Here is a 22,991-nt window from a genome sequence, read left to right on the forward strand (position 1 = left end):
TGCTAGCCGCGGTTTATCGTGATATCTGACACGAATCCATGCTCTGTGCTGGTCAACGCCTGTTGTAGCATCTGAGCGGCTTCTTGCGCGGTCATAAAGCTCGAGGTATCCATGCCTTTACCGCTTGTATTCCAAAACTCGGTCGCCATTCCTCCAGGGTAAACCGCCACGATTTTCATCGGGTGACCTTTTAGCTCTAACCTTACCGATTCGATAAAGCCTTTCACGGCCCATTTTGCCGCGCAGTAGGTGGACTCTTCCGCTTTAGCACCTTGTGCCGCCGTCGACATCACCACAGCGATGGTGACCGATTGATCTTTGTAGCGCTGTACAAGCTCGCGAATCAAAAAGATTGAAGACTCAATATTGTTCTTCAGCATGTCGCTGATGATGGTTGGATCTTGCTGTTCTATCTTACCGAAGTACCCACTGCCAGCGCTGTGGATCACCAGTTTCGGCATTTCAGGTAACGCATCCAATAACTCGCTCACTGAGTGCGGGTCACAGAGATCACACGCTTGGCTAATGGTATTCGCAGGTAGGCCTTGCGCCACTTCTGCTAAACGTTGTGCATTGCGACCTGTAATGGCTACGCGCTGAGCGTCGGCGTTAGCATATTGTTTCGCGAGAGCTGCGCCTAAACCGCTGCTTGATCCGGTAATTAAAATCATACTGTCTTCAATTTGTAGAGTTGATTCGAGATAGTAAGGGGCTAGGCTAAGATTTTCTGAGATCTATGGCTAAAGTTGATCGATAGCCTGGTTGATAGGTTGATAGGTTGATAGGTTGATAGCTTGGGTGATCGGTCGAGCGGTAAGGCTGAGCTAAGAAAGTGGGGGAAAGCCGTTAAGAATCGACGGGTTTAGCAAGAAATAACAGCGTTAAAAAACAACGAACTAACAAGTAAAAGCGCCGGCATAGAGCCAGCGCTTTTGAGTAATCATAAGTGATTATTCGTCGTCGAACTGTTTGATCGTGAACGCGTCTTCGATTCGGTTAAGCTCTTCTTGTTCTTTCACTCGCTTCTCTTCTTGCAGAGTCGCTCTCGTTTCGTTGAAACGTTTTTTCTCTGACTTAGTCAGGAATTTTACAGCTTTTTTGTTGGTCAGTGCGTAAGCAACTACGTCTTCACCTTTTTCTCTGCGGTCGTTTACGCGTTGTGAGAAACGTTCATTGTCGCGAGCTTTACGCTCCGCTGAGGTCAACTTGCTCATGCTTTAAAGCCTTTTCAATTATTCATGGTAGGGAATCTACGCTTAGCGAAACAAATGGGGACTGCTTAGTGTCAGTCTAGTCCATTTGTATGCTGGTGGCGCATCTTAGCACAATGGCTTGAGCATGCAGGTATGCTATTCGAGGGATCAAACAAAACAGCCCACAATTTTCGTTGTGGGCTGTTTTGTTACGTACTGGAGATGTAGTCATCGTTTTAAAACTAAGAATCAGAAACGGCAGTTACATCAAATCTTCTCGATGTATAAGATGACCTCTCCGACTTTAAAGCCAAACTTAGACATCTCAGTCTTGTTGAACAAGCGTTTATCGTCCATTAAGAACATCCAATCATCGAGCACCACTTCATAGGTGCTGCCGTCTACTTCAATCTCTAAGTCATATTTCCAATACAGCGCAGAACCTTGGGTTTCACCATAAGCGGTTCCAACGACATCGTTGGCAGTCCCAGAATAGGTGTTTTCGCCCGTTTTGATTAGATTCCAAACGCGAGTTGAGCGCTCGCCATCAGCAAAAGAGAACCACTCTTTTATTTTTCCGTTGTCACCGTCCCAAGTCGCGATCAGTTTGGCATCAAAGCGGCGCAGTAAGTTACCAGAGCGGTCTAGCACCATGCCGTAGGCCATTAGCTCGCCATTAAAAAAGGTTTCAAGCTTGAGCTCTGGCGTAGTGTCGACATGGTCTTCTAAACTTGCAGAGCCACAGCCCACTAGCCAAGTTAGTGAAAAAAATGCCAGAGCAAATTTTATTATTGTTGTTTTTGGATTCATTTGTTCAAACCTAAAAGTTGTTTACGAAGACCGGGTTCAGAGGTGTTTTCAGACAACCAAATCGCTAGAAAGGCTTCACCAAATTGCTTGTCTTGGATGGTGCCGATCGGTTGTTCATCGAAATAAAAACGACTTACGTTATCTTCAGCGACACGAATCGTGAGTGTGCTTCCTTCTTCCACGTTCGGCCACATCGCGTACAAGGGTTTCAACCAACGTTGAATGTTGCTGTCAGAGTAGCCAAGCTTGTTCCACTGATCTTCGGTAGCGTCTACGAGGTCTTTGCTATCGATAGAGCGGTAATACTCAAGCTTCAAAGCTCGTTCGGAGTTGGTTGGAGTCGCGTAGAATTCTGCCGAGTAGAGAGTCCAAAACAGGTAACTCATTTCACCCTCACCACGTTTGTTCAGATCATCGACAGCAGAGGCTCTAGCGTGTCCGGCAAATAACAGCGCAGCAAAGATTAACGGGAGAGTAATAAAGCTTAGAAGTGTGTTTTTTGCTTGCTGATGAGCGCGAACAATACCTCGCTCAGGTTTGAACGTTTGTGTCGGGTTGCGTGGATAAGCCATAAGTCACCTCGTTATTGCCATTTTAGGTTGTATTAAGTTGGAGTAGGCGGCCACCAGTAAGGGCAACAAAATCCCCCAACTTATTGCAAGGGCAGCAACTACCGATGCATCTGGCCAAGTAGTAAGAAGAGCACCTGCTTTGATGCCTCCCCAATAACTACTAGTACCTGCTACGAACCCTATGACAAACAAGATCACTTTCGAGCATTTTAAAAGCCAATTTAGGCTGTGGTTAAAACTGATTAAGAACATGATCCACAGGCAGACAAGCCACACCGGGAACCACGATTGATTCGCAATTTCAGAGTCGACGGCAAACACGCCGAAGTGGAGTAAGAGGCTATCAAGCAATAGCCCCAATGGTAATAAAATGAGTATCTTCAAATCGCTACTGCGAGTCGGTGATAGAAGGAAGTGAACCACTACAATCAGTGGTGTGACGAACGGGGCTTGCGCGGTAAAGAAGGCACTGCAAACCCAGGTCGCTTGAAACAGTACGAGATTAATAATCCAAAACCGCTTCATCTTTTGCTCCAAAGTAACGAGGTTTTCTTGCGACTACATGGTGAGTGCTGATCACGCGCTCTTTGAATGCGCCTTCACAGTAGCAGAAGTAGAAGGTCCATAAGCGTTTAAACTCTTCTGAATAGCCGAGAGACTCTAGCTCTTCCCAACTATTTTCAAAGGCGATGTTCCAATCATTCAGCGTTCGAGCGTAGTGTAGGCCAATGTCATCAATTTCTTGAACCACAAGGTCGGTGCTGGTCGCAAGGTGTTGGGTCATCACTGAAACAGAAGGTAGGCAACCGCCGGGGAAGATGTACTTCTGAATAAAGTCGACACCTTTGCGGTATTTGTCGTAACGGCTGTCAGCAATAGTAATTGCTTGAATCAGCATCTTGCCTGAGGGCTTAAGTAGCGAGGAACATTTTTCAAAGAAGGTTTGTAGATACTCATGTCCGACCGCCTCTATCATCTCGATCGAAACCAACTTGTCATACTCACCAGTGAGATTGCGATAATCCTCTTTGAGCAGGGTGATTTTGTCGGTTAAACCAAGCGCTTTTACTCTCTGTTCAGCAAGTGCATGTTGGGCATCTGAGATCGTGGTAGTGGTGACGTGGCAACCGTAGTGTTGCGCCATGAAGATGGCTAAGCCGCCCCACCCTGTGCCTATCTCGACCACGCTATCTTTCTCAGACAGTTCTAGTCGCTCACAGATGGTTTTCATTTTGTTTTGTTGAGCCTTCGACAAGGTTTCTGCGTCTTCGCTGTAGATTGCGGAAGAGTACTGCATCGAGCTATCTAAGAAGCGCTCATACAGTTCGTTGCCAATGTCGTAGTGGGCGAGAATATTTCGCTTAGAGCCTTGCTCGGTGTTGGCATTCTTACGACGCAGCAATAGGTTTTTGATGCGAGAAATCCATTGTGTCTTGTCATCAAGCTCATCCAATTGGGCTTGGTTACGAGCCATGATTTGAATCACACGCGTTAGATTTGGGCTGGTCCATTTACCATCGATGTACGCTTCAGATGCGCCGATACTGCCGTTGATGACCACATCTCTAAAAAAGGTCGCATCATGAATCACGATTCGACCTTTCAAGTCTGCTTCTCGATCACCGAACACCGAATGCTGGTCGCGCTCAATGATCTCGAGCGTCGCGAATTGCAGGCTTTCTAACACCTTGAAGATTAAAGCTCGATATTTACAGTTGCTTGAAACAGCAACGGCTTTAGCTTGTTGTTCAATATTGTTGTTTTGTTTGGCAAGCTGTTCCATGTAAACCTCGCTGATAACTCATTCTAATATTTTGTGCCAACTAAGCTGAGTTCTGCTCCTTGATTGGAGCGAACCCAAGCTTCAATTGAGTTCTTTCATGTGCGCTTAAGACGTTGAGTCTGGATGCGCCACAAACGGTACTTTTTTCAGGAATAATTTGAAAGCCTGATAATAAATTCCCATCACGACTTTTATCGTCATCGCCGGAATCTTGAATACCGTTCGTCTAATGTTTGTCTTGGTTACTGACTGCTTCGTCAGGGCTAGTGTCGCATCGAAAAGCTTGTCGTCTCGGCGGCTTTCAATGTGAACTAACGTGCGTTTCGCTGGTGGCTTAATCTTCCAAAAATAAGTCATGTTCAAATCCATGAACGGCGAAACGTGAAACTCTTTTTTTACCTTCAATTCTTGGTGCATGTCGATGAGATAGTAGTGTCTTTCTCGCCAAGGCGTGTTACTCACCTCAGCCAACATGTACTTACAATCTCCAGTCTCGTCATAACAGAAGAAACAGTTGATTGGGCTGAAGTAGATGCCTAAACAGCGGCACTGAGCCAGCATCGTCACACGGTTTGAATCAGACCAAACCCCACCAAGTTGTTGCACTTTGGAAGCTATACGTTGCTTAAGTGATTTTGGTTCATCCGTGGTGACATTTTCTTTTTTTTCAGCGAGATAATCCGATTCGACAAAGCGAATCGGGTTGTACCAACGAGTTCCGAACAGCGCACTGCGCGCTGTGGTTTGGGGCAGCTCATCAAGATCTAACCCCATCATATACAGCTGATAGCTGAACTCATGAGTGATGTCGCCAAAGCGGCGATGTCTGACGTTACCCCAATAGATACCGCTGAGCTCTTCACTCTTTTCGGATGCGATCCCCATCTCGGGTGTCAGGGTTTGACTGTTCATAGCGCGGAACTCGTACTCAAATCTAAACCGAAGCGTTTGGTCACATCGAGTGCACTGTGGACACCGTCTTCATGGAAGCCGTTATACCAATAAGCACCAGCAAAGTGCGTCTGGTTTTTGCCACAGATTTGCTCACGCTTGTGCTGAGCTTCGACCGTGTTCGAATTAAGTACCGGGTGATGATAAACAAAGCTGCGAATGATTTTTTCTGGGTCGATGGCTTCGCTTTGATTCAAGGTGACACAGAAGGTGTCTTGGCTTTCGATGCCTTGCAGAATGTTCATGTTGTACGTGACACAGGCAGGTCGTTTACTGTCGCCATCCAACATGTAGTTCCAGCTTGCCCAAGCCAGTTTTCTGTCTGGTAACAAGCGAGTATCGGTGTGCAGAACCACTTCATTGCGGCTGTATGGGATCTCGCCCAGTACCTGTTGCTCTTGTTCTGTTGCATCACCAAGCAAGCGTAAGGCTTGGTCTGAGTGGCAAGCAAAGATTACTTCGTCGAAACCTTGTGCGCTGCCATCTTCAAATTCAATCGTGACGCCTGTTTCTTGGCGAGTCACTTGTTTAATCGATGTATTCAGTGCAACAGTCTTACTTAGGCGTGAAAGGATGATTTCAACATAAGAACGCGATCCCTTTGGTATCACATACCACTGAGGACGGTTCGCGATATCGAGCAATCCATGGTTGTAGAAAAACTGAATGAAGAACTTGAGCTCAAACACTTCCATTTCTTCCAAGCTTGTCGACCAAATCGCCGCGCCCATCGGTAAGATGTAGTGCTGGCTGAAAAAATCGGAAAATTGATTATCTCGTAGGAAACTGCCAAGGGTAACGTCTGGTGTGAATTCATTGCTTTCAAACTGAGCCTTACACAGCTTGTTGAACTTGAGAATGTCAGACACTAAAGACCAGAACTGAGGTTTGAAGATGTTGCTCCTCTGCGCGAATAACGAATTAATGCTGTGGCCGTTGTATTCAAACTTGGTCGTCGTGTTGTGGACGCTGAAGCTCATCTCAGTCGGTTGCCTTTCGACATCGAGTTGTTCTAGAAGCTGATTGAAATTCGGGTAGGTTCGATCGTTGAATACGATGAAACCTGTATCTATCGAAAACGCCGAGCCTTGATGTTCAATATCAACGGTCGCGGTGTGCCCCCCAACGTAATCATTCTTTTCGAATACTGTTACGTCGTGGTGCTTATCTAATATATGCGCGCAAGTGAGTCCAGAGATACCTGAACCAATAATGGCGATTTTCTTCATTGTTATACCATCCTTGAAGCGAGTTTTTGCCAAACTGGAGTTGGGAGCATTCTTAGTAGCTTCATCAACATGATGAATCGTCTTGGGAAATCGATTTCACTCTTTCCTTGAGCGATACCATTTACGATTCGCTGAGTTGCGGCCTCACTACTAATAATCATAGGCATAGAGAACGTATTTCGCTCGGTTAATGGCGTTTCAACAAAGCCAGGGTGCACAATTGAGACATGAATGTTGTGCGTTGCCAGATCAACCGAAAGTGTTCTGCCTAAGTAGGTGAGGGCTGCCTTTGAAGCGCCATAAGCCTCGGCTCTTGGCAAAGGTAAAAAGCTGGCGCTGGAGCTGACTAAAACCAAACGGCCGCCCGGCTTGATGTTTTTTAACCAAGCTTTAAGGGCGTAGCCAATTGAAATTAGGTTTATGTTGATGACGCGCTCAAAAAGCTCGGCATCAAAATTCACTGGGTCGTCGATGTACTCACAATCACCCGCATTTAAAATCAGCAGATCGAGCGGCTTGTCTTGGTCGAGTTCTGGGAAGTTGTGGTAATCAGTCAAGTCGAAACAGAGCGGTGAAATTGATGAATGCGCGACGTCTGTCTCGTGCGAGTCAACTAAGGCTTGCAGCTTGTCTGAGTTGCGGCCACAAGCAATCACCTGATGCCCTTGCTGAGCGTAATCTTTAGCTAGGGATTGGCCGATACCTGAGGTCGCGCCTGTAATCATAATACGCATTATCGGCTCGCCCTCTTTTTGATGGATTTGATCGCGCAACCCAGTACTGGAATGTGTTCGTACAACATAGAGCCGACGTCGAGGTAGTCTCTGTGGTAGACCACTTGACCGTCGAGCATCTTAAGGTGGCTGTGCCCTTGTACTTCGATTGGCTTTTGCCCATTTAATTGCTTGTGAGCAAACTGCATCGTCCAGTAAACGGAAGCTTCGTCGTTCGCTTCGAAAGTGTGTTCGATATGAAAGTAACAGCTGGTTACTTGGGTGTAGAGGTTCTCGAAGTAGTGCGTAAGCGCCGAAATACCGCTGACATGATGCAGCGGATCTTGGAATTCAATATCAGGGTGATAAACCGTCTTAAGCACGTCGAAATTGTCGGTTCCGAGTTCTCGATACATGTTGAGAAAGTTATCAAGCCATAGAGAGTTATCCATAATATTCACTCTAATTATTTGAAGAAGGCTAAGGCTCTCAATCGTGCTTCTTTATGCTCAACGATGGGTTGCCAGTATTCGCTGTCTATTCCGTTTTTAGCGATAAAGTCATGTGGGAAATGTACATGCTTATCTGGGATATTTTGCAGCTCTGGTATGTACTTACGAATAAAAATTCCTTTTGGATCAAACTTTTCACTCTGAGTGATTGGATTGAAAATTCGGAAGTAAGGTTGAGCATCACAGCCAGTACTTGAAGCCCACTGCCAGCCACCATTGTTGGCACTAAAGTCTCCGTCGATAAGGTGCGACATAAAGAAACGCTCGCCCCAACGCCAGTCAATAAGCAGGTGCTTGGTTAGGAAGCTTGCCACCACCATTCTTAGTCTGTTGTGCATCCAGCCCGTTTCAACCAGTTGACGCATTGCGGCATCAACCAATGGATATCCTGTTTTTCCTTCGCACCAAGCTTTGAAGCTAGGATGATCGTGATACCAATCTAAACCATTGTATTTTTGCTGAAAGTTAGCACCTTTGACCAGTTTAGGGTGGTGGAACATCAAATGCTTATAAAAATCTCGCCAAATCAATTCATTGAGCCAACAAAAGGCCGGTAATTGCGTATCAAATAACAGATCGGGTTGCTGCTGAATCAATTGAATCGCTAACCAACGTGGGCTCACGGCGCCAATCGCTAAATAAGGTGATAGCCCCGATGTTCCTTTAACTGAGGGAATATCTCTCAGACGTGCGTAGTCGTTGACTTTATTGCCTAAGAAATTGGGGATCACATTGCCCAATACATCTTGGCTTAATGGCCAGCGACTCGAATCAACACGCGGAAAATCGAAATCATAGTCAGCAGAGATGGTTAAGGCTTGTAAGTCGTCAGGAAGCTGTGTTTGTGAACGTTCAGCTGACTCGACAGGAGCTGGACTGCAGATGATGCCTTTCACCTGAACTTCTTTTAACCAAGCGTTCTTAAAGGGCGTAAAGACTTTGAACATCTCGCCTTGTTTGTTGAGAACGCTACCGAGTGGCAGCATAACGTCACAATCGCTGATCTTCAGGTTTAGGCCGCTTGAAATCAGCTTTTTATCGCGAGCTTGTTCATCGACCTCTGGTTCAGAGTTAGCGTAGACGCACTTGGCATCAAGCTGCTGGCACAAATCGATGAGCTGTTTGGATTGGTCGTCAAAGTCGCTAGCTTTCAGGTGAAGCAACGTTATCCCGAATTCAGCGAGCTGGGAATCGAGTTGTTTTAGATGACGATAGATGAAATCAGCTTTGATCGGCGCAAGGTGGTGTTGCCGCCACGTTTGAGGCGTTGAAATGAAAACGGCGGTCGTTACGCCGTTTTCAACTGCCGCGACGAGCGCTGGGTTATCGTGAATCCGCAGGTCTCGTCGTATCCATAGTATGTCGCTCAATATCCGTATCTCAGTTTAAGTTCTTGAGGGTGCGGGTTTAGGTAAACCTGTGATTCTAGGTATTCGTTCGGGTATTCCATCAGGTAGTGATTGATCAGTGTCAGTGGCACTAGCAGTGGAACAACGCCCTCTCTGAATGATGCGATCTGGTTGGTCAGCTCTTGCTTGTGAGCGCTACTCAGTTGTTTTTTAAAGTAACCCTGCAAATGATGCAGCGTATTGGCGTGACTGCCTCGATTCGCGTGATGAGACAACGCCGTCATCAAGCCTTCGATGTATTGAGCCGCTAGTTCGTCGATATCTAAATCATTACCCGCTAGCAGTTTGCCTAAGCTTTTGTAACCCTCAACGTGGTGACACATGACTAGATATTTGTGTGCGCTGTGGAACTGAATCAGTTTGTGCTTGGTCACACCTTCATCCACAAGATCGAGCCATTTTTGGTAAGTGAACACTCGAGTCATGAAGTTTTCACGCAAAATGGGATCGTTAAGGCGGCCGTTTTCTTCAACGGGAAGTAACGGGTTGCCGTCCATAATTTGTTGGGTGAACATGCCTATGCCTGTCGATTCAGAGCCGCGACCATGGTGGTGGTACACCTTCACGCGCTCCATGCCGCAGGTTGGGCTTTTTTGACACACAATAAAGCCAGCAATGTGTTGGTTTTTCTTTGAGTAGTTTTGACCGAACTCGATCAGTTCGTTGGTCACATCACCTGAGCCATCAGGGCGAGAAACATGGATGATGTCATCTAGCATTCTTGTTTGACGAATGGTTGGACGAGGGGTTGGAAGACCAACAGCCATCTCTGGGCAAACAGGTTCCAATTCCACGTAGTCTGCTAGGTCGTCTGTACAAAAACGAGAGCGTTTATGACCTGTGTCGAAACGTACTTTGTGTCCAGCAACACATGCACTGATACCGATTTTGATTTTCTTTTCCATTGGCCAACTCCTTTGCTCTTGCTCTGAGCTTTTTCTTATAGTTCAACATTGCTAATCGTATTTACAGAGCTGGGTGTGTTTTTACTTTGACACCGTAGTTGTTTTTATTCAGATGTATTGACGATATACAGGATAGCTTTATGCCATCCTGTATATTTATAGCCTGCAACTGGGTTAATAGATATATTTTCCAAGTGGATTGAATAGTTGGCTCACACCTTTTGTGAAGTAAAGCGCATCACTTGAAACGGTTAAACAGACACAACCTTCTTTTGTTGCCGGTTGATGAGTGTGATTGCCATCCAACCAGATGAAGTCACCTTTGTTGTAAACGCCCATTTCGTCTTCGAAACTGCCCTCTAGAAGAAGCGTGATCTCGAAGCCTTTGTGGGTGTGGCAAGGCACTTGTCCATCTTTGTCGATGTGCAACAAGCTGGTGTGGTGTGCTTCGTCAGCAAAATCGAGTCTTGCTCGTGAAATTTTGCCTAGGTTCATCCAGTCCTTTCTCGCTACTGAGTTTAGAGCGCGAGGGATTGTGAATGTCGTGTCAGCAACAGTTACTTTCTGAACCTCTGGAGTCACTTCAACAGACTGAGAAGTATCAGCTGTGATTTGCTCTATCGCGTCAAAATCAAAGTCCATGTCGTCCATTGAGAAGCTGTCTAGATCTTCATTTGAGAATACTGGCTCTGCGTCAAAAGCATTATTCGCTGCTACAGCTGTAAGCTGCTTGACTTGTTGTTGGCAGTGTTCACACAGCTCTACATGGCTAGAAACAATCAAAGAAACTGAATCAGCCAACGTGCCATCGACGAAGTCTTTCAAGATTGCCGCGTTTGGGTGATGTTTAATCATGGTCTTGTTCCCCCATGTGAACTTTTAATTTGGCTAAAGCGAGTCTCAGACGTGATTTCACTGTTCCAAGTGGGACGCCAAGTTGCTGAGCGAGTTGCTCTTGAGAGAGCTCTTGAAAGTAAACGCCTTTGACGATGGTTTTCTGAGCGAGAGGCAACTTTTCTATTTGAGTCATTACGTGTCGGCTCATCAAATGGTCACCGAATGGCAAATCTTCGCTTTGAGACTCGGCTACCATCGCATCGATTGGCCAGATATCGTCGGCTATCGTTTGTTCGGCTTTCGCTTTCACTTTGCGCAACATGTCGAATGCTGCATTACGCATTACCGTGTAGACCCAAGTGGTCGCAGCGCCTTTATCTACATTGTAGAGATGTGCTTTCTTCCAAACATTAGTCATCGTGTCTTGAACTAGCTCGTTTGCAGCAGCTTCGCCACCCAACTTACTGATACCAAAACGCTTGATCTTAGGAGCGAAGAACTTGAACAAACAGGTGAACGCCTGCTTGTCTCGGTCTGTACCAACCAACACCAGCCAGCTCGAGAGCTCTGTCGGTACTTTGTTGTCTGTAGGTACTTTGTTATCGGGAATAATGACATGCTCCTTGCCGTTCCCTGAACTTCTGCTTTCCACTTGCATAGTAACTAACCATCATGCGAATTTGATGGGCACTACGTGAAAGGAGAAAGTCGGGATCACTTTAATTTAAATTAATTTCTACTATACAAAATTATAGTGAAGAAAAGTGCTTATTGCCCCGTAATGATTTGATTCAAAAAAGGAACTAGAGACGGAAAACTGGCTGGCTCAGTAAATTCTGTTTTCTTTTCCAGTGGGATAGGCATCATTTCGAGCAATCGCGCACAGATCCATTGTGGGCTCTCAAAATCAGGAGTGGGATAGAGTGTTCTTATCGAATCGTGGTCGCGAAACAACTGAACCAAAAAAGCGGTAAACACGTTAGGCACTTTATATTCATCGGTAGGCCAGTGAGGCAACAAGCTGAACTTACTTTTAATCAGGTCATCATCGTCTCGAAACGACCCATGCAATTGCACCAACTTTTCGCCTTCGACATCAATTTCTAATATCTGGTCGTCCGACATATTGAAGTCGACGATGGTCACCTTTGTTCCCCAAGAGCTGAGATGATCAGAGTTAGATTTGTCTTGAGTGGCGATAATGAAACCATCGCCCTGCGCTGCGTGAGCGACCATCGCGAGATACTTTGGCTCAAAAATGCGCAGTCTTTGTCTGCCTCCCGGTAAAAGGAAGATGGGGAGGGGAAACACAGCGAGCTCCAGAGAAGACTCTACGGGTGTTTCTGGTTCGGCGTCTGTCCGCGTGGTCTTCCTAGGTGAATTCGGCACATAGTACTCCTTAGTTCAAATGTGATTTGAGAAGATATACGCGGGGAGGGTGGTGTTCGATCAATTCGCTTCGGCTTATGTTCGTAAAGGGATAGGTATTTTGTTGCACCTGTTCATAAATTCACTGTTTTTACCTTTTTTCATACGCGTCATTATGTAATATATGTACAAATAGTAAGCGAATGGGTAGTCGCCAGACGATGCTTATATCTGACGTTCTTCTATACCTAACATCGCATCAAAGGAATGGTCATGATTGTTATTTATGGTATCAAAGAGTGCTTAAATCCAATTAAGTTGCAGCTCTCTAATGTGTTGCAGCAGTGCTTGAATAGTGAAATGGGTTTACCCGATGACAAGCGAGCACATCGATTTGTGCCATTGGAACGGGATGACTTCTTTTACCCAGAAGGAAGAACAGAAGCCTATACCGTCATTGAGATCAACATGATGGAAGGTCGAGCGGTAAACACCAAAAAGCGTCTAATCAAGAAGATCTTTTCTGAGATTGAAAAGCAGCTCTCTATCTCTCCGATTGATATTGAAATCACCATTAAAGAGCAGCCTTCACATTGTTGGGGTTTTCGAGGGATGACGGGCGATGAAGCACAAGATCTGAAGTACAAAGTGAACGTCTAGGGTTTAAGCTCTTAACTCTTAACTCTTAACTCTTAACTCTTAACACGTAAGACTTAAGCCAATCTATCGAGTGACGGCTTTGGAATTTGATGCCAAAGCCGTTTTCCTAGTTCTCGACACTAACCTTTAAGCATCTAAGCATCGTCACTCTTTTTTAAATACTGATGCCAATTTTCATTGATCACGTCAAAGTGCTCAACGCAGAACTCTTTTCTGTCTTTCAAATAGTCGTTTTCCACTTCATCGAGCAAGTTCTTATAGGCATCGGGATCGCTGCCATACACCAAGCATAACGTGGAGAAGTAACGCTGCAGGTCGAAACTGTGCTCGTCGATGTATTCCCCCAAGTCGTAATACTCTGGGCGGTCTTCTGACTCGAAAGCGAACATGTCTGCAGCGCTGATAGCAGCGTCGGCCCCATGCTCTACGTAGTTAAGCAGTAGCACGGTTGCTAGGTTATCAACCGCATCTTCTTCTTTACCCAATATGGCAATGTTCTGATCTTCGATATACGCATGCCCAGTCTCGTGTAGCAGGGTGTGCAGCAAGGTATCAATAGCGCCGGTTTGCGCAGATTTCCCATACTCTTTTTCGTATTGGTTCTTCTCAAAGTAATTGAGTGACTCAGCGTAAAAACTGTAAGGGATCAGTACTTGATGGGTTTGTGGATCGTAGAGTGGTCCTTTTTCCCCGCCATATTGAATGGTTAATGGCTTCTCAAACATGAAGAGTTGGTTTGATAGGTCGACCACGGTGTCATTAACGCCACTGCTTTGAATCTCTCGTTTGAGCTGCTCTTCTTCGGTATTTTGCGGTGTAGAGTACTCGACGATTAGGTTACTTTGGGTGGCTTGTTCACTAGATGCATAAGTTGTGGCAAACATTGCACTCAGGGCTAGGCTGCAGGTCAATGTTCGTTTCAATAATGTCATCGGCTATCCTTGTGATTACGTTGCGATTCAGAGTCGTGCTGGGGGTAACAACTCCAAGCTGTGTACCCTGATTTAGTTATTTCGTTAGAGTATAAGTTTAGACGGAATTTTGATGCATCGAGGACTGCAATTTTTGAAGTAGGCGCTATCATATCAATGAATAATCCGCTTAGAGATTCGCCACAAAGAATAAGTAAGCTGAATGAGCGGTGTCGATGTGATTCGTTTCTATTGGTAATTAACAGATAAATTTCGGTTCAACACAACCCTTGTGCTATACTCCGCGCCCCAATCCGAATTGGCTTGTTTAATCTTAGGAAATTATTATGAGTGTTAAAAACGAACTTCAACAAATTAACAACCGTCTAGACAAGTGTCGCCACAAGTTAGATGCTGCTAAAACTCGTAATGATCGTCCTGTTGTTCGTCAGTTCGAGGAAGAGATTAAGAAGCTAACTAAGAAAATTGCCCAGCTTAAACACAAAGAAAGCTATGATGTGAACCAAGAGCGTAAGTCTCTGGTTGATATGCCATTTAGCCGTGAGATCACTAAGGCTGAGCAAGCGGATATGGGTAAACTTAAAAAGTCTGTTAAAGGACTCGTAATTGTTCACCCAATGACGAAGATCGGTAAAGAACTTCGCATTGAGGTTATGACTGGTTACGCACCGAAAAAATTCTAATTACCAGCGATGGTGATGAAAGAGGAGCTAGAAATAGCTCCTTTTTGCTTTTTTAGGTATTAAGAAAGCAGAGTCAGCGGCATAGATACTCACGCCGTTTTCAACTTTTAGGAGGTGATTGTTGTCACAAATCCTTTTATCTCCTATAAAAGTTAACGTGCTACTAACATGGTACTAAGCGATCGCAGTAATGTGTTCGCTTTTCGAATCCACACTTTCTCTCCAGTTTGTATAAATATAGGTAGAGCAGCACAAATAATTACAGATAAAACTAGACTCATTAGGGAAGATGAGAACGTAAAAAAATAGAGGTTATATGAATCAATTAATTTCAATTGGACCACTAGAATCCTTCCTAATCGCGATTAGTGTTTTGTTTCTAGGTCATTTCGTCAATGCAAAGCTTCCGATTCTCAAAAAGTACAACATTCCAGAGCCCATTGTCGGCGGCTTGATTGTCGCTTTTGCTATTACAGCCCTGCACTTTAACGGCCTTGATCTTGAGTTTTCCTTGCCCCTGCAGAACACGTTTATGTTGATGTTCTTTGCAACGGTCGGTCTTGCGGCGAACTACACGCAGCTGATAAAAGGTGGTGCTAAGGTATTCCTATTCTTAGGGGTAGCGTCGGTTTACATCATTATCCAAAACGGTGTAGGCGTAACCTTAGCTACGGCACTAGGCCTTGAACCCTTGATGGGTTTGATTGCTGGCTCTATCACCCTTTCGGGCGGTCACGGCACAGGCGCGGCTTGGTCTCAAACTTTTGCAGACACGTTTGGCATTGCAAATACGCTAGAAATCGCGATGGCTTCAGCGACCTTTGGTTTGATCATCGGTGGTATTATCGGTAGCCCAGTGGCGCAAAAGCTGATTGATAAAAACCAGCTTGAATCTGAGTACGGCACTGGCACGCAAACACATGAACGCTTCCCTGAACTTGTTACTTACAACGAGTATGAAGAAGACAAAGTGACGGCGAAGAAGGTGATTGAAGTGTTGTTCATCCTTCTTATCTGTATCACGGGTGCGAAGTACCTAGAGCAGTGGGTGGCGACTTTTGAAATTTCTTGGTTGATGATTCCTGACTTCGTTTACGCGTTGTTTATCGGTGTGTTCATCACTAACGTGTTTGAAGTGACTAAGCTGCATAAGACTGACAGCGAAACGGTCGATATTCTTGGTACGGTGTCATTGTCACTGTTCCTAGCAATGGCGCTAATGAGCCTTAAGCTTTGGAACATATTTGACCTTGCGATTCCGTTCTTGGTTATCCTGGCGGTTCAGGCGGTTGTGTTAGGTATCTTCTCTTACTTTGTGACGTTCAAAGTAATGGGTTCTAACTACGACGCAGCGGTTATGGCAGGTGGTCACTGTGGTTTCGGCCTAGGTGCAACACCAACAGCGGTAATGAACATGGGCTCTTTGGTGAACCGTTTTGGTCCTTCACCACAGGCGTTCATGGTGGTGCCAATTGTTGGTGCCTTCTTTATCGATATCGTTAACCTGATTATCCTTCAGGGTTACATCTCGTTTATCGGTTAATGTTCGCCTTTACTTAAACGCAATGTGCTTATCGCACTAAGATGAATACAAGAAAGCCAGTCTGTTGACTGGCTTTTTTTGTTCTTGTTTATCGAGGTTTTCTTGCCTGATACCCCTGCGGTTAGGGCTCTGTCACATCAATAACTAGGGCGTGTTGATCTTTCGAGCTGATTTTTGCAGTGAGTTGCTGGGTATTTATACAAGGCAGAGGCATCGATGTGTAGCTAGCCTACATGAGAAGCCGATAACGCAGTAGAAATGACCAGCAAACGCTGCCCGAAGGGTTCGAGCTGGGCGCCCCCGCAAAAAGCGTTTTACTCTTTGTTGAGGGAGGTTTGCTTAGAATGACTAGGCTACTTCTCCCTCACCGCGATTAAAACGCTTTTGACTAGGCGTCCCCATCCGAACAAAATTTAACCACGAAAGGTCAACACGCCCTAAAGTGTTGTAACGACTTCATCAAGAGTTAGGCGCGCTTTTGGTTTGCCGTAGTTGTAGTCTTCGCCGTCTTTGTGGTAGCCGATAGCTAGAGCTACATCAACAACGTGACCTTCTAGTTCATCAGCAAACTCTTCGCTGATCATAGCTGCATCTACACCTTCCATAGGTGTTGAAGCGATACCTAGACGAGCTAGTGTGTGCAGTGTGTTACCTAGTGCGATGTAAACTTGAGACTTAGTCCAGTTACCGTTGAAACCTGTTTCGTCTGTGTTCATTTCTGCGAATGCGTAAGCACCTAAGAATTGCTCGTACATTTCAGCTGGTAAGTGACCAGAGCTTACTTCTGTATCAGCACGCTTCGCGAATTTCTCTTTAGTGTACTTAGGATCGTGAGCAAACAGGATCGTGTGTGACGCTTCTTTCGCATGTGGTTGGTTAAACTGGAACATGTTTTCGAAAGTATTGTGGAAGCGTTGTTTTGCTGCGTCACTCTCAATGATGATGAATTTCCAAGGCTGAGAGTTGATAGAAGAAGCTGACAAGCGAAGTGCTTCTTTGATTACTTCCATGTCTTCCGCAGAGATGCGCTTTTCTGCATCGTATTTTTTAGCTGTGTAACGAGTGTTTAGATCAGTAATGATTGGATGAGTCATGTTGAATCCTAATATCTATCAATAATAAATGTTGTAGGGTTTTATGTTCAGTTACGTCAACAATAAACGGATAACCAATTTAAACGAATCTCAATAGATTGAACGTCTAAATAGTTATCGAACATGCCCCAATAAATCGAGTATCTGCGGTAGCTCAAGTCGATGGGTGTAAGATAATAGAAGAATGACTCGGGAAAAATAGCGAACATATCAAATCACTATGGTTAATAATGTCCATAATGATTCAATAAGTGTGATCTTAATGGAGGTGGAATCTCTAGATTCAGTAGCTTAGTACGCTTTGATACCATATTGGCGCAATAATGGCGGAAGTACGCTGTCTAGGTTGGGGATATCTTCTGGCGTGATTTCGATTAAACCAAAACCATGCTCTTCATAGATTTTTCTCGTAGCTTCACGTTTATTTTCGGCGATTGGCGCAGAATCAGTTCCCCAGAACTGGATGTATACTTTGCCACTTGGTAGATAAAAATCGCTGATCACTTCTTTTGATATCGGAAGCGGACGCTCGTACGCATGGACCACTCCTGCCATATAAAGCCAGTTATCAATGATCAGCTCTCCCTTTGATCGAACATAATGCCCGTCTAAGCTTCGGTGCTTCGCCTTAAATTTCTGACGAAAACTGGAGAATGACACATCGGTCGAGTGGCTTTCAGCATCATGCCCTAGGAATTCAACAACAGACTGCTTTAAACGTTTATTGCGAACCAATGAGTCGTGCCATACCACGAATAAGTTTTGAGTCGCTTTGTCTTCTCTTTGTTCACCTCCGGCTTTTAAGCCTGTAGAGGTGACATGCCAACCGTCTTCTTCTTTTGTTATCCAACCAAGCTCGTTGAGCAGTAAGTTGATTTTCTTTGCGCTGAGTTGAAAGGCACTGCCAAGCTGGGTGGCGGTGAGTGTTTTTCCTGAGAATGAGTCCAAATCGATAAGCAGTTTCTCTGGCCAGACAATAAAGACACCAAACTTCTTGTGTTCGACATATTCCCCACCAAAGCTTTCTCCCCGTTCTGTGAGAATCCAACGCTCTTGTGAACGCACTATATAGCCCGCTGTTTTTAGATTGCTAAATAAAGCTTTAGCTTCTATGCCTTTTTGTTTAGCGAGTGCGGATGTGGAAATTTTGTCTGACATAGTCTTTTCTCAAATAGCGGAGTGATCAGCTGATGGGTGTTGGATATATATATGATGCGATAGCGTTGGTAAATACCATATCACATCTATCAATGCTAACTGCAGTTCAGTGGTCTATGTTTTTAGTAGAGCGTTAGGTCTCGTTTTGTATGTTTAGCAAAATGTAGCTCAACCTGTAATTAAATTACAGGTATCGCGATTTTGCTCATCTGGGTGCATATTTTATATACGTGACACGATGTTCTTTTATACGGTTTATATAGATCTTAGATGCTATATTTTATTAAATGTGACTTTAATCACTATTTATTTTTAAGTATTACAAAATAAAATGTGATCTAGATCGTGTGTTGATGATATCTATTCTCATTAATTTGGCTTTGTAATTTAAATTCATGGTGTTTTTGTGATCTAAGGTGTGCTTGTTAACCCGAAAGTGTTTTTCGTGTGTGATGGCTATCACGAAAGTTGGGCTAAGGTGCATTTTGGAAATGTTGTGATACATTTTAATCGACTTTTGAGTACACACTTTCGGTCATTTGACCAACCAATACATTACGGGGTTCTACCTATGTTATCACCAGAAGCAAAGATTAAGGTTCAAAACTTTGGTCGTTTCTTATCCAATATGGTAATGCCAAACATCGGCGCATTTATTGCGTGGGGTTTCATTACTGCACTATTCATCCCAACGGGTTGGTGGCCTAACGAAACGTTAGCATCAATGGTTGGTCCTATGATTACATACCTACTGCCACTATTGATTGGTTACACCGGTGGTAAAATGGTTGGTGGTGACCGCGGTGCGGTAGTGGGCGCTATCACAACAATGGGTGTTATCGTTGGTACTGATATCCCAATGTTCATGGGTGCAATGATTGTAGGTCCACTAGGTGGTATCGCAATTAAGAAATTCGATGAAGCTGTTCACGGTAAAGTGAAGAGTGGTTTCGAAATGCTAGTGAACAACTTCTCTGCGGGTATCATCGGCATGATCTGTGCGATCATCGCGTTCATCGTGATTGGTCCTGCGGTTAAGATTCTGTCTGGCGGACTTGCGGCTGGCGTAAACGCAATGGTAGAAGCGGGTGCACTACCTCTAGCATCTATCTTTGTTGAACCTGCGAAAATCCTATTCCTAAATAACGCAATCAACCACGGTATCTTCTCTCCACTAGGTATCCAGCAATCTGAAGAGATGGGTCGCTCTATCTTCTTCCTAATCGAAGCAAACCCAGGTCCTGGTTTTGGTCTTCTACTTGCTTACATGGTGTTTGGTAAAGGTAGCGCGAAGCAATCTGCTGCTGGTGCATCTATCATCCACTTCCTAGGGGGTATCCACGAAATTTACTTCCCTTACGTTCTAATGAACCCACGTCTAATTCTTGCGGTAATCGCAGGTGGTATGGCGGGTGTATTCACTAACGTAATGTTCGATTCTGGCCTTATCTCTCCAGCATCTCCAGGTTCTATCTTCGCAGTCTTACTGATGACGCCAAAAGGCTCTTACATCGGCGTGATTCTATCTGTTATCGCAGCAACGGCAGTATCGTTTGTTGTAGCGTCAATCCTTCTTAAAACATCAGCGCAAGATGATGAGGAAGATTCACTAGAGAAAGCTTCTGCACAAATGAAAGACATGAAAGCGTCTTCTAAAGGTGCAGCAGCAGAAGCAAACGTAAACCTAGCGGATGTAAAAGCAGTTTATGTAGCGTGTGATGCGGGTATGGGTTCAAGTGCAATGGGTGCAGGTCTACTACGTAAGAAAGTAGCAACAGCTGGCCTAGACATTGAAGTAACCAACTACGCAATCAACAACCTACCGGCTGATTCGCAAATCGTTATTACGCATAAAGACCTAACAGACCGTGCTCGTAGCACTGTGCCAGGTGCGATGCATATGTCTCTAAGCAACTTCCTAGACGGCGGCGTATACGACCAACTAGTTGCTGAGCTTGTCGATGCTCAAAGTGGTGAAGCGAAAGTAGAAGCTCCGGCACCTGCAGCAGCTCCAGCGCAAGAAGGCAACAAGCTTGCACTCACTGACGACAGCATCTTCCTTGGCCTTAAAGCGACTCAAAAAGAAGACGCAATCAAGTTTGCTGGCGAACAATTAGTAAAACTTGGCAACGTATCACCAGAATACGTAGATGGCATGTTTGCTCGTGAAGAGCTTGTGTCTACTTACCTAGGTGAGTCTATCGCAGTACCACACGGCACAATCGAAGCGAAACAGTACGTACAAAAAACCGGCATCGTTTTCTGTCAGTACCCTGAAGGTATTCAGTGGGGCGAAGATGAAGATGATATCGCGAAGATGGTTATCGGTATTGCCGCACAAGGCGATGAGCACAACATGGTGCTGATGGCGATTACCAATTCACTCGATGATGAAGAAGCTGTGGAATGCCTACAGAACACAACAAACCCTGCTGATGTTCTACGTATTCTCAACGGAAACTAAAAAGCTCTAGTCAAGCTCCTGAGTGAAGGAGGCCGGTATCCCCCTACTGGCCTCATTTTCGGTCTTAATCTTTCTAACAAGATTCAGTCTGAATAGCTTACTGCTTAATGCCTAGGGCACATCGTCAAGGCATGTTGTTGAGCAGTTAGCTATCTAGATTCAAATATTTATAAGGTCAAAATTATGAAAGCGTTACATTTTGGTGCAGGTAATATCGGTCGTGGTTTCATTGGTAAGCTTCTTTCTGATGCTGGTATGAAGGTTACGTTTGCTGACGTAAATGAAACGGTTGTAAATGCGTTAATTGAACGCCAAGAATACCCAGTTAAGATTGTTGGCGAAGAGTGTGTTGTCGAAGTTGTTAAGAACGTGACAGCAGTAAACTCAGCGACAAGCGCAGTAGTAGATTGCATTGCTGAGTCTGATCTTGTGACGACTGCAGTGGGCCCTACGGTTCTTAAAATCATCTCTAAGTCTATCGCTCAAGGCATTGAAAAGCGTGCAGCAGCAAACAACACTGCACCAATGAACATCATCGCGGCAGAGAACATGGTTCGCGGTACTAGCCAATTAAAAGCAGCCGTGTTAGAGCACCTTTCTGATGAAATGAAAGCGTTCACTGAAGAGCACATTGGCTTTGTTGATTCTGCGGTTGACCGTATTGTTCCACCGGCAGAAGCGGGCGAAACAGATCCTCTAGCGGTAACGGTTGAAACGTTCAGCGAGTGGATCGTAGATCAAACACAATTCAAAGGTGAGATTCCAAACATCCCAGGAATGGAATGCACTGATAACTTAATGGCTTTCGTTGAGCGTAAACTGTTTACTCTTAACACTGGTCACTTGGTAACGGCATACCTTGGTGTGCTTGCAGGTCATGAGACTATTAAAGACTCTATCGAAGATGACGTAATCCGCGCTGAAGTAACAGCGACGATGGAAGAGAGTGGTGCGGTTCTGATTAAGCGTTACGGCTTTGATCCAGAAGCACACGCTGCCTACATCCAAAAGATTCTAGGTCGTTTTGCTAACCCGTTCCTACGTGATGAAGTAGACCGCGTTGGTCGTCAGCCAATTCGTAAACTGAGCCCGCAAGACCGCCTAGTTAAGCCTCTAAACGGTACATTAGAGTACGGCCTACCGAATGCTCACCTAGTAAAAGCAATCGCTGCTGCGTTCCATTACAAGAACGAAGACGACCCACAAGCGGTTGAACTTCAAGCAATGTTCGCAGAAAAAGGCTTTGCTGAGACATTAGCGCATTATTCTGAGCTGAATAGTGACTCAGAAGTTGTTAAACTAGCGGAAGAAGCTTATCTAGCATTGAAATGATAAACCATCAAAGTGCCACACCAGTGGCACTTTCTTATTGTCGAGCCGTTATGCCAATACAAACAAGCCATGAAACTGAATTACTCGAAGCCCTTTCGGAAGCTGAGAGTGCTAGCGCTTGCCTAATGGCTGCTTATGATGCATTGGACGACACGGTAGATGCCGTATTAAAAAACATCTTTAAGAAAGACGACACTGCAATTAAGTTCGTTGTCGAGCCACTTCTCAACAGTGGTGGGCCGTTAGGCGAGATCATGATTCGTGCTAAGTTGCTACTCGGACTTGGCGTGATCAGTAAAGAACTCTACGATGATCTAGAGGTTTTCGTTACCTTGAAAGAGTGGGCGAAAATACAGGGTGAAGACACCAGCTTTACAGAAGTTGATGTGATATTTGAGCTCAACAAGGTGCACGCGATTCAGCGTATTATGCCTATCGAATATGACGCGGAGATGGTGGAAACGATGTCTGGCACAATGCTTGAAATGTTCTTGGGGCGACATAATCAAAAGGTGAAGTCGACGATCGTATTAGCTATCACTGACATTATCACTACCCTATGCCGAGATAACGCGCTGAGCTCTTAGCTCTAGTTTGCAGCTCTGCTTATCTTGTTTCACATCCTACATAACTTGTAGCTGTTCGTTCGTTTCAATACAAAGATTAAAATGATGGCGGTTTCTCTCGTTGGAGAAATCGCTTTGTTGTTTTTGTGCTTCTAAAAAATATCCGAAATATCTTCCCATTAAATACAAAAGCAGCAGGCACAAAAAAAGCCACATTCAGTGTAATGCCGTTCACTTAAGAGTGAACGGCATTTTTGTTCTTAGCATACCGTTGTGG

At 44.9% G+C, this 22,991-nt stretch carries 24 protein-coding genes; 6 read left to right on the forward strand and 18 right to left on the reverse strand.

The window, feature by feature from the left end; genetic code table 11:
- Window positions 1-2: 2 nt before the first annotated feature.
- The 15 genes from ACED41_RS20190 to ACED41_RS20260 all read right to left on the reverse strand — a co-directional run bounded on the left by ACED41_RS20190 (window position 3) and on the right by ACED41_RS20260 (window position 12,303).
- Entirely contained in the window at window positions 3-671 is a 669-nt protein-coding gene (locus ACED41_RS20190) for an SDR family NAD(P)-dependent oxidoreductase (protein WP_017065090.1), read from the reverse strand.
- A gap of 279 nt (window positions 672-950) precedes the next feature.
- Window positions 951-1,214 (reverse strand): hypothetical protein, encoded by a 264-nt coding sequence (locus ACED41_RS20195; protein WP_017061275.1) that lies wholly within the window; start codon window positions 1,212-1,214, stop codon window positions 951-953.
- Window positions 1,215-1,460: 246 nt separating this feature from the next.
- Window positions 1,461-2,003 carry a DUF3833 domain-containing protein gene (locus ACED41_RS20200; RefSeq protein ID WP_065583946.1) on the reverse strand — a complete coding sequence of 181 codons (543 nt, stop codon included), beginning with the start codon at window positions 2,001-2,003 and terminating at the stop codon, window positions 1,461-1,463.
- Window positions 2,000-2,575, reverse strand: a complete 576-nt coding sequence (locus ACED41_RS20205; RefSeq protein WP_017061277.1) for a chalcone isomerase family protein — start codon at window positions 2,573-2,575, stop codon at window positions 2,000-2,002. The genes ACED41_RS20200 and ACED41_RS20205 overlap by 4 nt, the downstream gene beginning before the upstream one ends.
- Window positions 2,576-2,578: 3 nt before the next feature.
- Window positions 2,579-3,100, reverse strand: coding sequence for a DUF2878 domain-containing protein (locus ACED41_RS20210; protein WP_017061278.1), 522 nt, complete (start codon window positions 3,098-3,100; stop codon window positions 2,579-2,581).
- A complete protein-coding gene (locus tag ACED41_RS20215) occupies window positions 3,078-4,358 on the reverse strand; it encodes a cyclopropane-fatty-acyl-phospholipid synthase family protein (RefSeq protein WP_102428125.1) in 1,281 nt (426 codons plus the stop codon). The genes ACED41_RS20210 and ACED41_RS20215 overlap by 23 nt, the downstream gene beginning before the upstream one ends.
- 105 nt (window positions 4,359-4,463) lie before the next feature.
- Window positions 4,464-5,270 carry a DUF1365 domain-containing protein gene (locus tag ACED41_RS20220; protein ID WP_371725551.1) on the reverse strand — a complete coding sequence of 269 codons (807 nt, stop codon included), beginning with the start codon at window positions 5,268-5,270 and terminating at the stop codon, window positions 4,464-4,466.
- On the reverse strand, window positions 5,267-6,538 hold the full coding sequence (locus ACED41_RS20225) for an NAD(P)/FAD-dependent oxidoreductase (RefSeq protein ID WP_371725552.1): 1,272 nt from the start codon (window positions 6,536-6,538) through the stop codon (window positions 5,267-5,269). The genes ACED41_RS20220 and ACED41_RS20225 overlap by 4 nt, the downstream gene beginning before the upstream one ends.
- A gap of 2 nt (window positions 6,539-6,540) precedes the next feature.
- Window positions 6,541-7,272, reverse strand: a complete 732-nt coding sequence (locus tag ACED41_RS20230; protein WP_017061282.1) for an SDR family NAD(P)-dependent oxidoreductase — start codon at window positions 7,270-7,272, stop codon at window positions 6,541-6,543.
- On the reverse strand, window positions 7,272-7,703 hold the full coding sequence (locus tag ACED41_RS20235) for a nuclear transport factor 2 family protein (protein ID WP_017061283.1): 432 nt from the start codon (window positions 7,701-7,703) through the stop codon (window positions 7,272-7,274). Before ACED41_RS20235 ends, ACED41_RS20230 begins: the two co-directional genes overlap by 1 nt.
- Window positions 7,704-7,717: 14 nt before the next feature.
- On the reverse strand, window positions 7,718-9,133 hold the full coding sequence (gene phrB, locus ACED41_RS20240) for a deoxyribodipyrimidine photo-lyase (protein WP_065583940.1): 1,416 nt from the start codon (window positions 9,131-9,133) through the stop codon (window positions 7,718-7,720).
- Window positions 9,130-10,077: a DUF523 and DUF1722 domain-containing protein gene (locus ACED41_RS20245; RefSeq protein WP_017060965.1), complete on the reverse strand. Its 948-nt coding sequence runs from the start codon at window positions 10,075-10,077 to the stop codon at window positions 9,130-9,132. The genes phrB and ACED41_RS20245 overlap by 4 nt, the downstream gene beginning before the upstream one ends.
- Before the next feature lie 174 nt (window positions 10,078-10,251).
- The gene (locus ACED41_RS20250) at window positions 10,252-10,932 is read right to left on the reverse strand and encodes a ChrR family anti-sigma-E factor (protein ID WP_017060966.1); all 681 of its coding nucleotides are present in this window, start codon (window positions 10,930-10,932) and stop codon (window positions 10,252-10,254) included.
- Complete coding sequence (locus tag ACED41_RS20255; protein WP_017060967.1) at window positions 10,925-11,572, reverse strand: sigma-70 family RNA polymerase sigma factor; 648 nt, start codon at window positions 11,570-11,572, stop codon at window positions 10,925-10,927. The genes ACED41_RS20250 and ACED41_RS20255 overlap by 8 nt, the downstream gene beginning before the upstream one ends.
- A 110-nt stretch (window positions 11,573-11,682) precedes the next feature.
- Window positions 11,683-12,303, reverse strand: a complete 621-nt coding sequence (locus ACED41_RS20260) for an LON peptidase substrate-binding domain-containing protein (RefSeq protein ID WP_017065084.1) — start codon at window positions 12,301-12,303, stop codon at window positions 11,683-11,685.
- A 252-nt stretch (window positions 12,304-12,555) separates the two neighbouring features.
- Between ACED41_RS20260 and ACED41_RS20265 the strand changes: the two genes are divergently transcribed.
- Complete coding sequence (locus ACED41_RS20265) at window positions 12,556-12,942, forward strand: tautomerase family protein (protein ID WP_017060969.1); 387 nt, start codon at window positions 12,556-12,558, stop codon at window positions 12,940-12,942.
- Between the two features lie 134 nt (window positions 12,943-13,076).
- On the opposite strand, the gene ACED41_RS20270 is transcribed toward ACED41_RS20265, so the two are convergent.
- Window positions 13,077-13,874, reverse strand: coding sequence for a DUF4344 domain-containing metallopeptidase (locus ACED41_RS20270; protein ID WP_137001639.1), 798 nt, complete (start codon window positions 13,872-13,874; stop codon window positions 13,077-13,079).
- Window positions 13,875-14,200: 326 nt separating this feature from the next.
- Between ACED41_RS20270 and ACED41_RS20275 the strand changes: the two genes are divergently transcribed.
- Window positions 14,201-14,557, forward strand: coding sequence for a YibL family ribosome-associated protein (locus ACED41_RS20275; protein WP_017060971.1), 357 nt, complete (start codon window positions 14,201-14,203; stop codon window positions 14,555-14,557).
- A gap of 316 nt (window positions 14,558-14,873) precedes the next feature.
- On the forward strand, window positions 14,874-16,100 hold the full coding sequence (gene gltS / locus ACED41_RS20280) for a sodium/glutamate symporter (protein WP_017060972.1): 1,227 nt from the start codon (window positions 14,874-14,876) through the stop codon (window positions 16,098-16,100).
- Between the two features lie 437 nt (window positions 16,101-16,537).
- On the opposite strand, the gene ACED41_RS20285 is transcribed toward gltS, so the two are convergent.
- Window positions 16,538-17,194: an NAD(P)H-dependent oxidoreductase gene (locus ACED41_RS20285; RefSeq protein ID WP_102428129.1), complete on the reverse strand. Its 657-nt coding sequence runs from the start codon at window positions 17,192-17,194 to the stop codon at window positions 16,538-16,540.
- 291 nt (window positions 17,195-17,485) lie between these two features.
- A complete protein-coding gene (locus ACED41_RS20290; protein ID WP_371725553.1) occupies window positions 17,486-18,352 on the reverse strand; it encodes a glycerol kinase in 867 nt (288 codons plus the stop codon).
- Between the two features lie 571 nt (window positions 18,353-18,923).
- Here ACED41_RS20290 and ACED41_RS20295 point away from each other — a divergent pair.
- From ACED41_RS20295 to ACED41_RS20305, 3 genes are all read left to right on the forward strand, one after another.
- Window positions 18,924-20,816, forward strand: coding sequence for a PTS mannitol transporter subunit IICBA (locus ACED41_RS20295; RefSeq protein ID WP_017066361.1), 1,893 nt, complete (start codon window positions 18,924-18,926; stop codon window positions 20,814-20,816).
- 183 nt (window positions 20,817-20,999) lie between these two features.
- A complete protein-coding gene (locus ACED41_RS20300) occupies window positions 21,000-22,148 on the forward strand; it encodes a mannitol-1-phosphate 5-dehydrogenase (RefSeq protein ID WP_009846102.1) in 1,149 nt (382 codons plus the stop codon).
- A gap of 50 nt (window positions 22,149-22,198) precedes the next feature.
- Window positions 22,199-22,735 (forward strand): MltR family transcriptional regulator, encoded by a 537-nt coding sequence (locus ACED41_RS20305; RefSeq protein ID WP_371725554.1) that lies wholly within the window; start codon window positions 22,199-22,201, stop codon window positions 22,733-22,735.
- The last annotated feature ends 256 nt before the right edge of the window (window positions 22,736-22,991 follow it).

Source organism: Vibrio sp. 1F255, from assembly GCF_041439145.1.
In the GTDB taxonomy this organism is placed as follows: domain Bacteria; phylum Pseudomonadota; class Gammaproteobacteria; order Enterobacterales; family Vibrionaceae; genus Vibrio; species Vibrio crassostreae_C.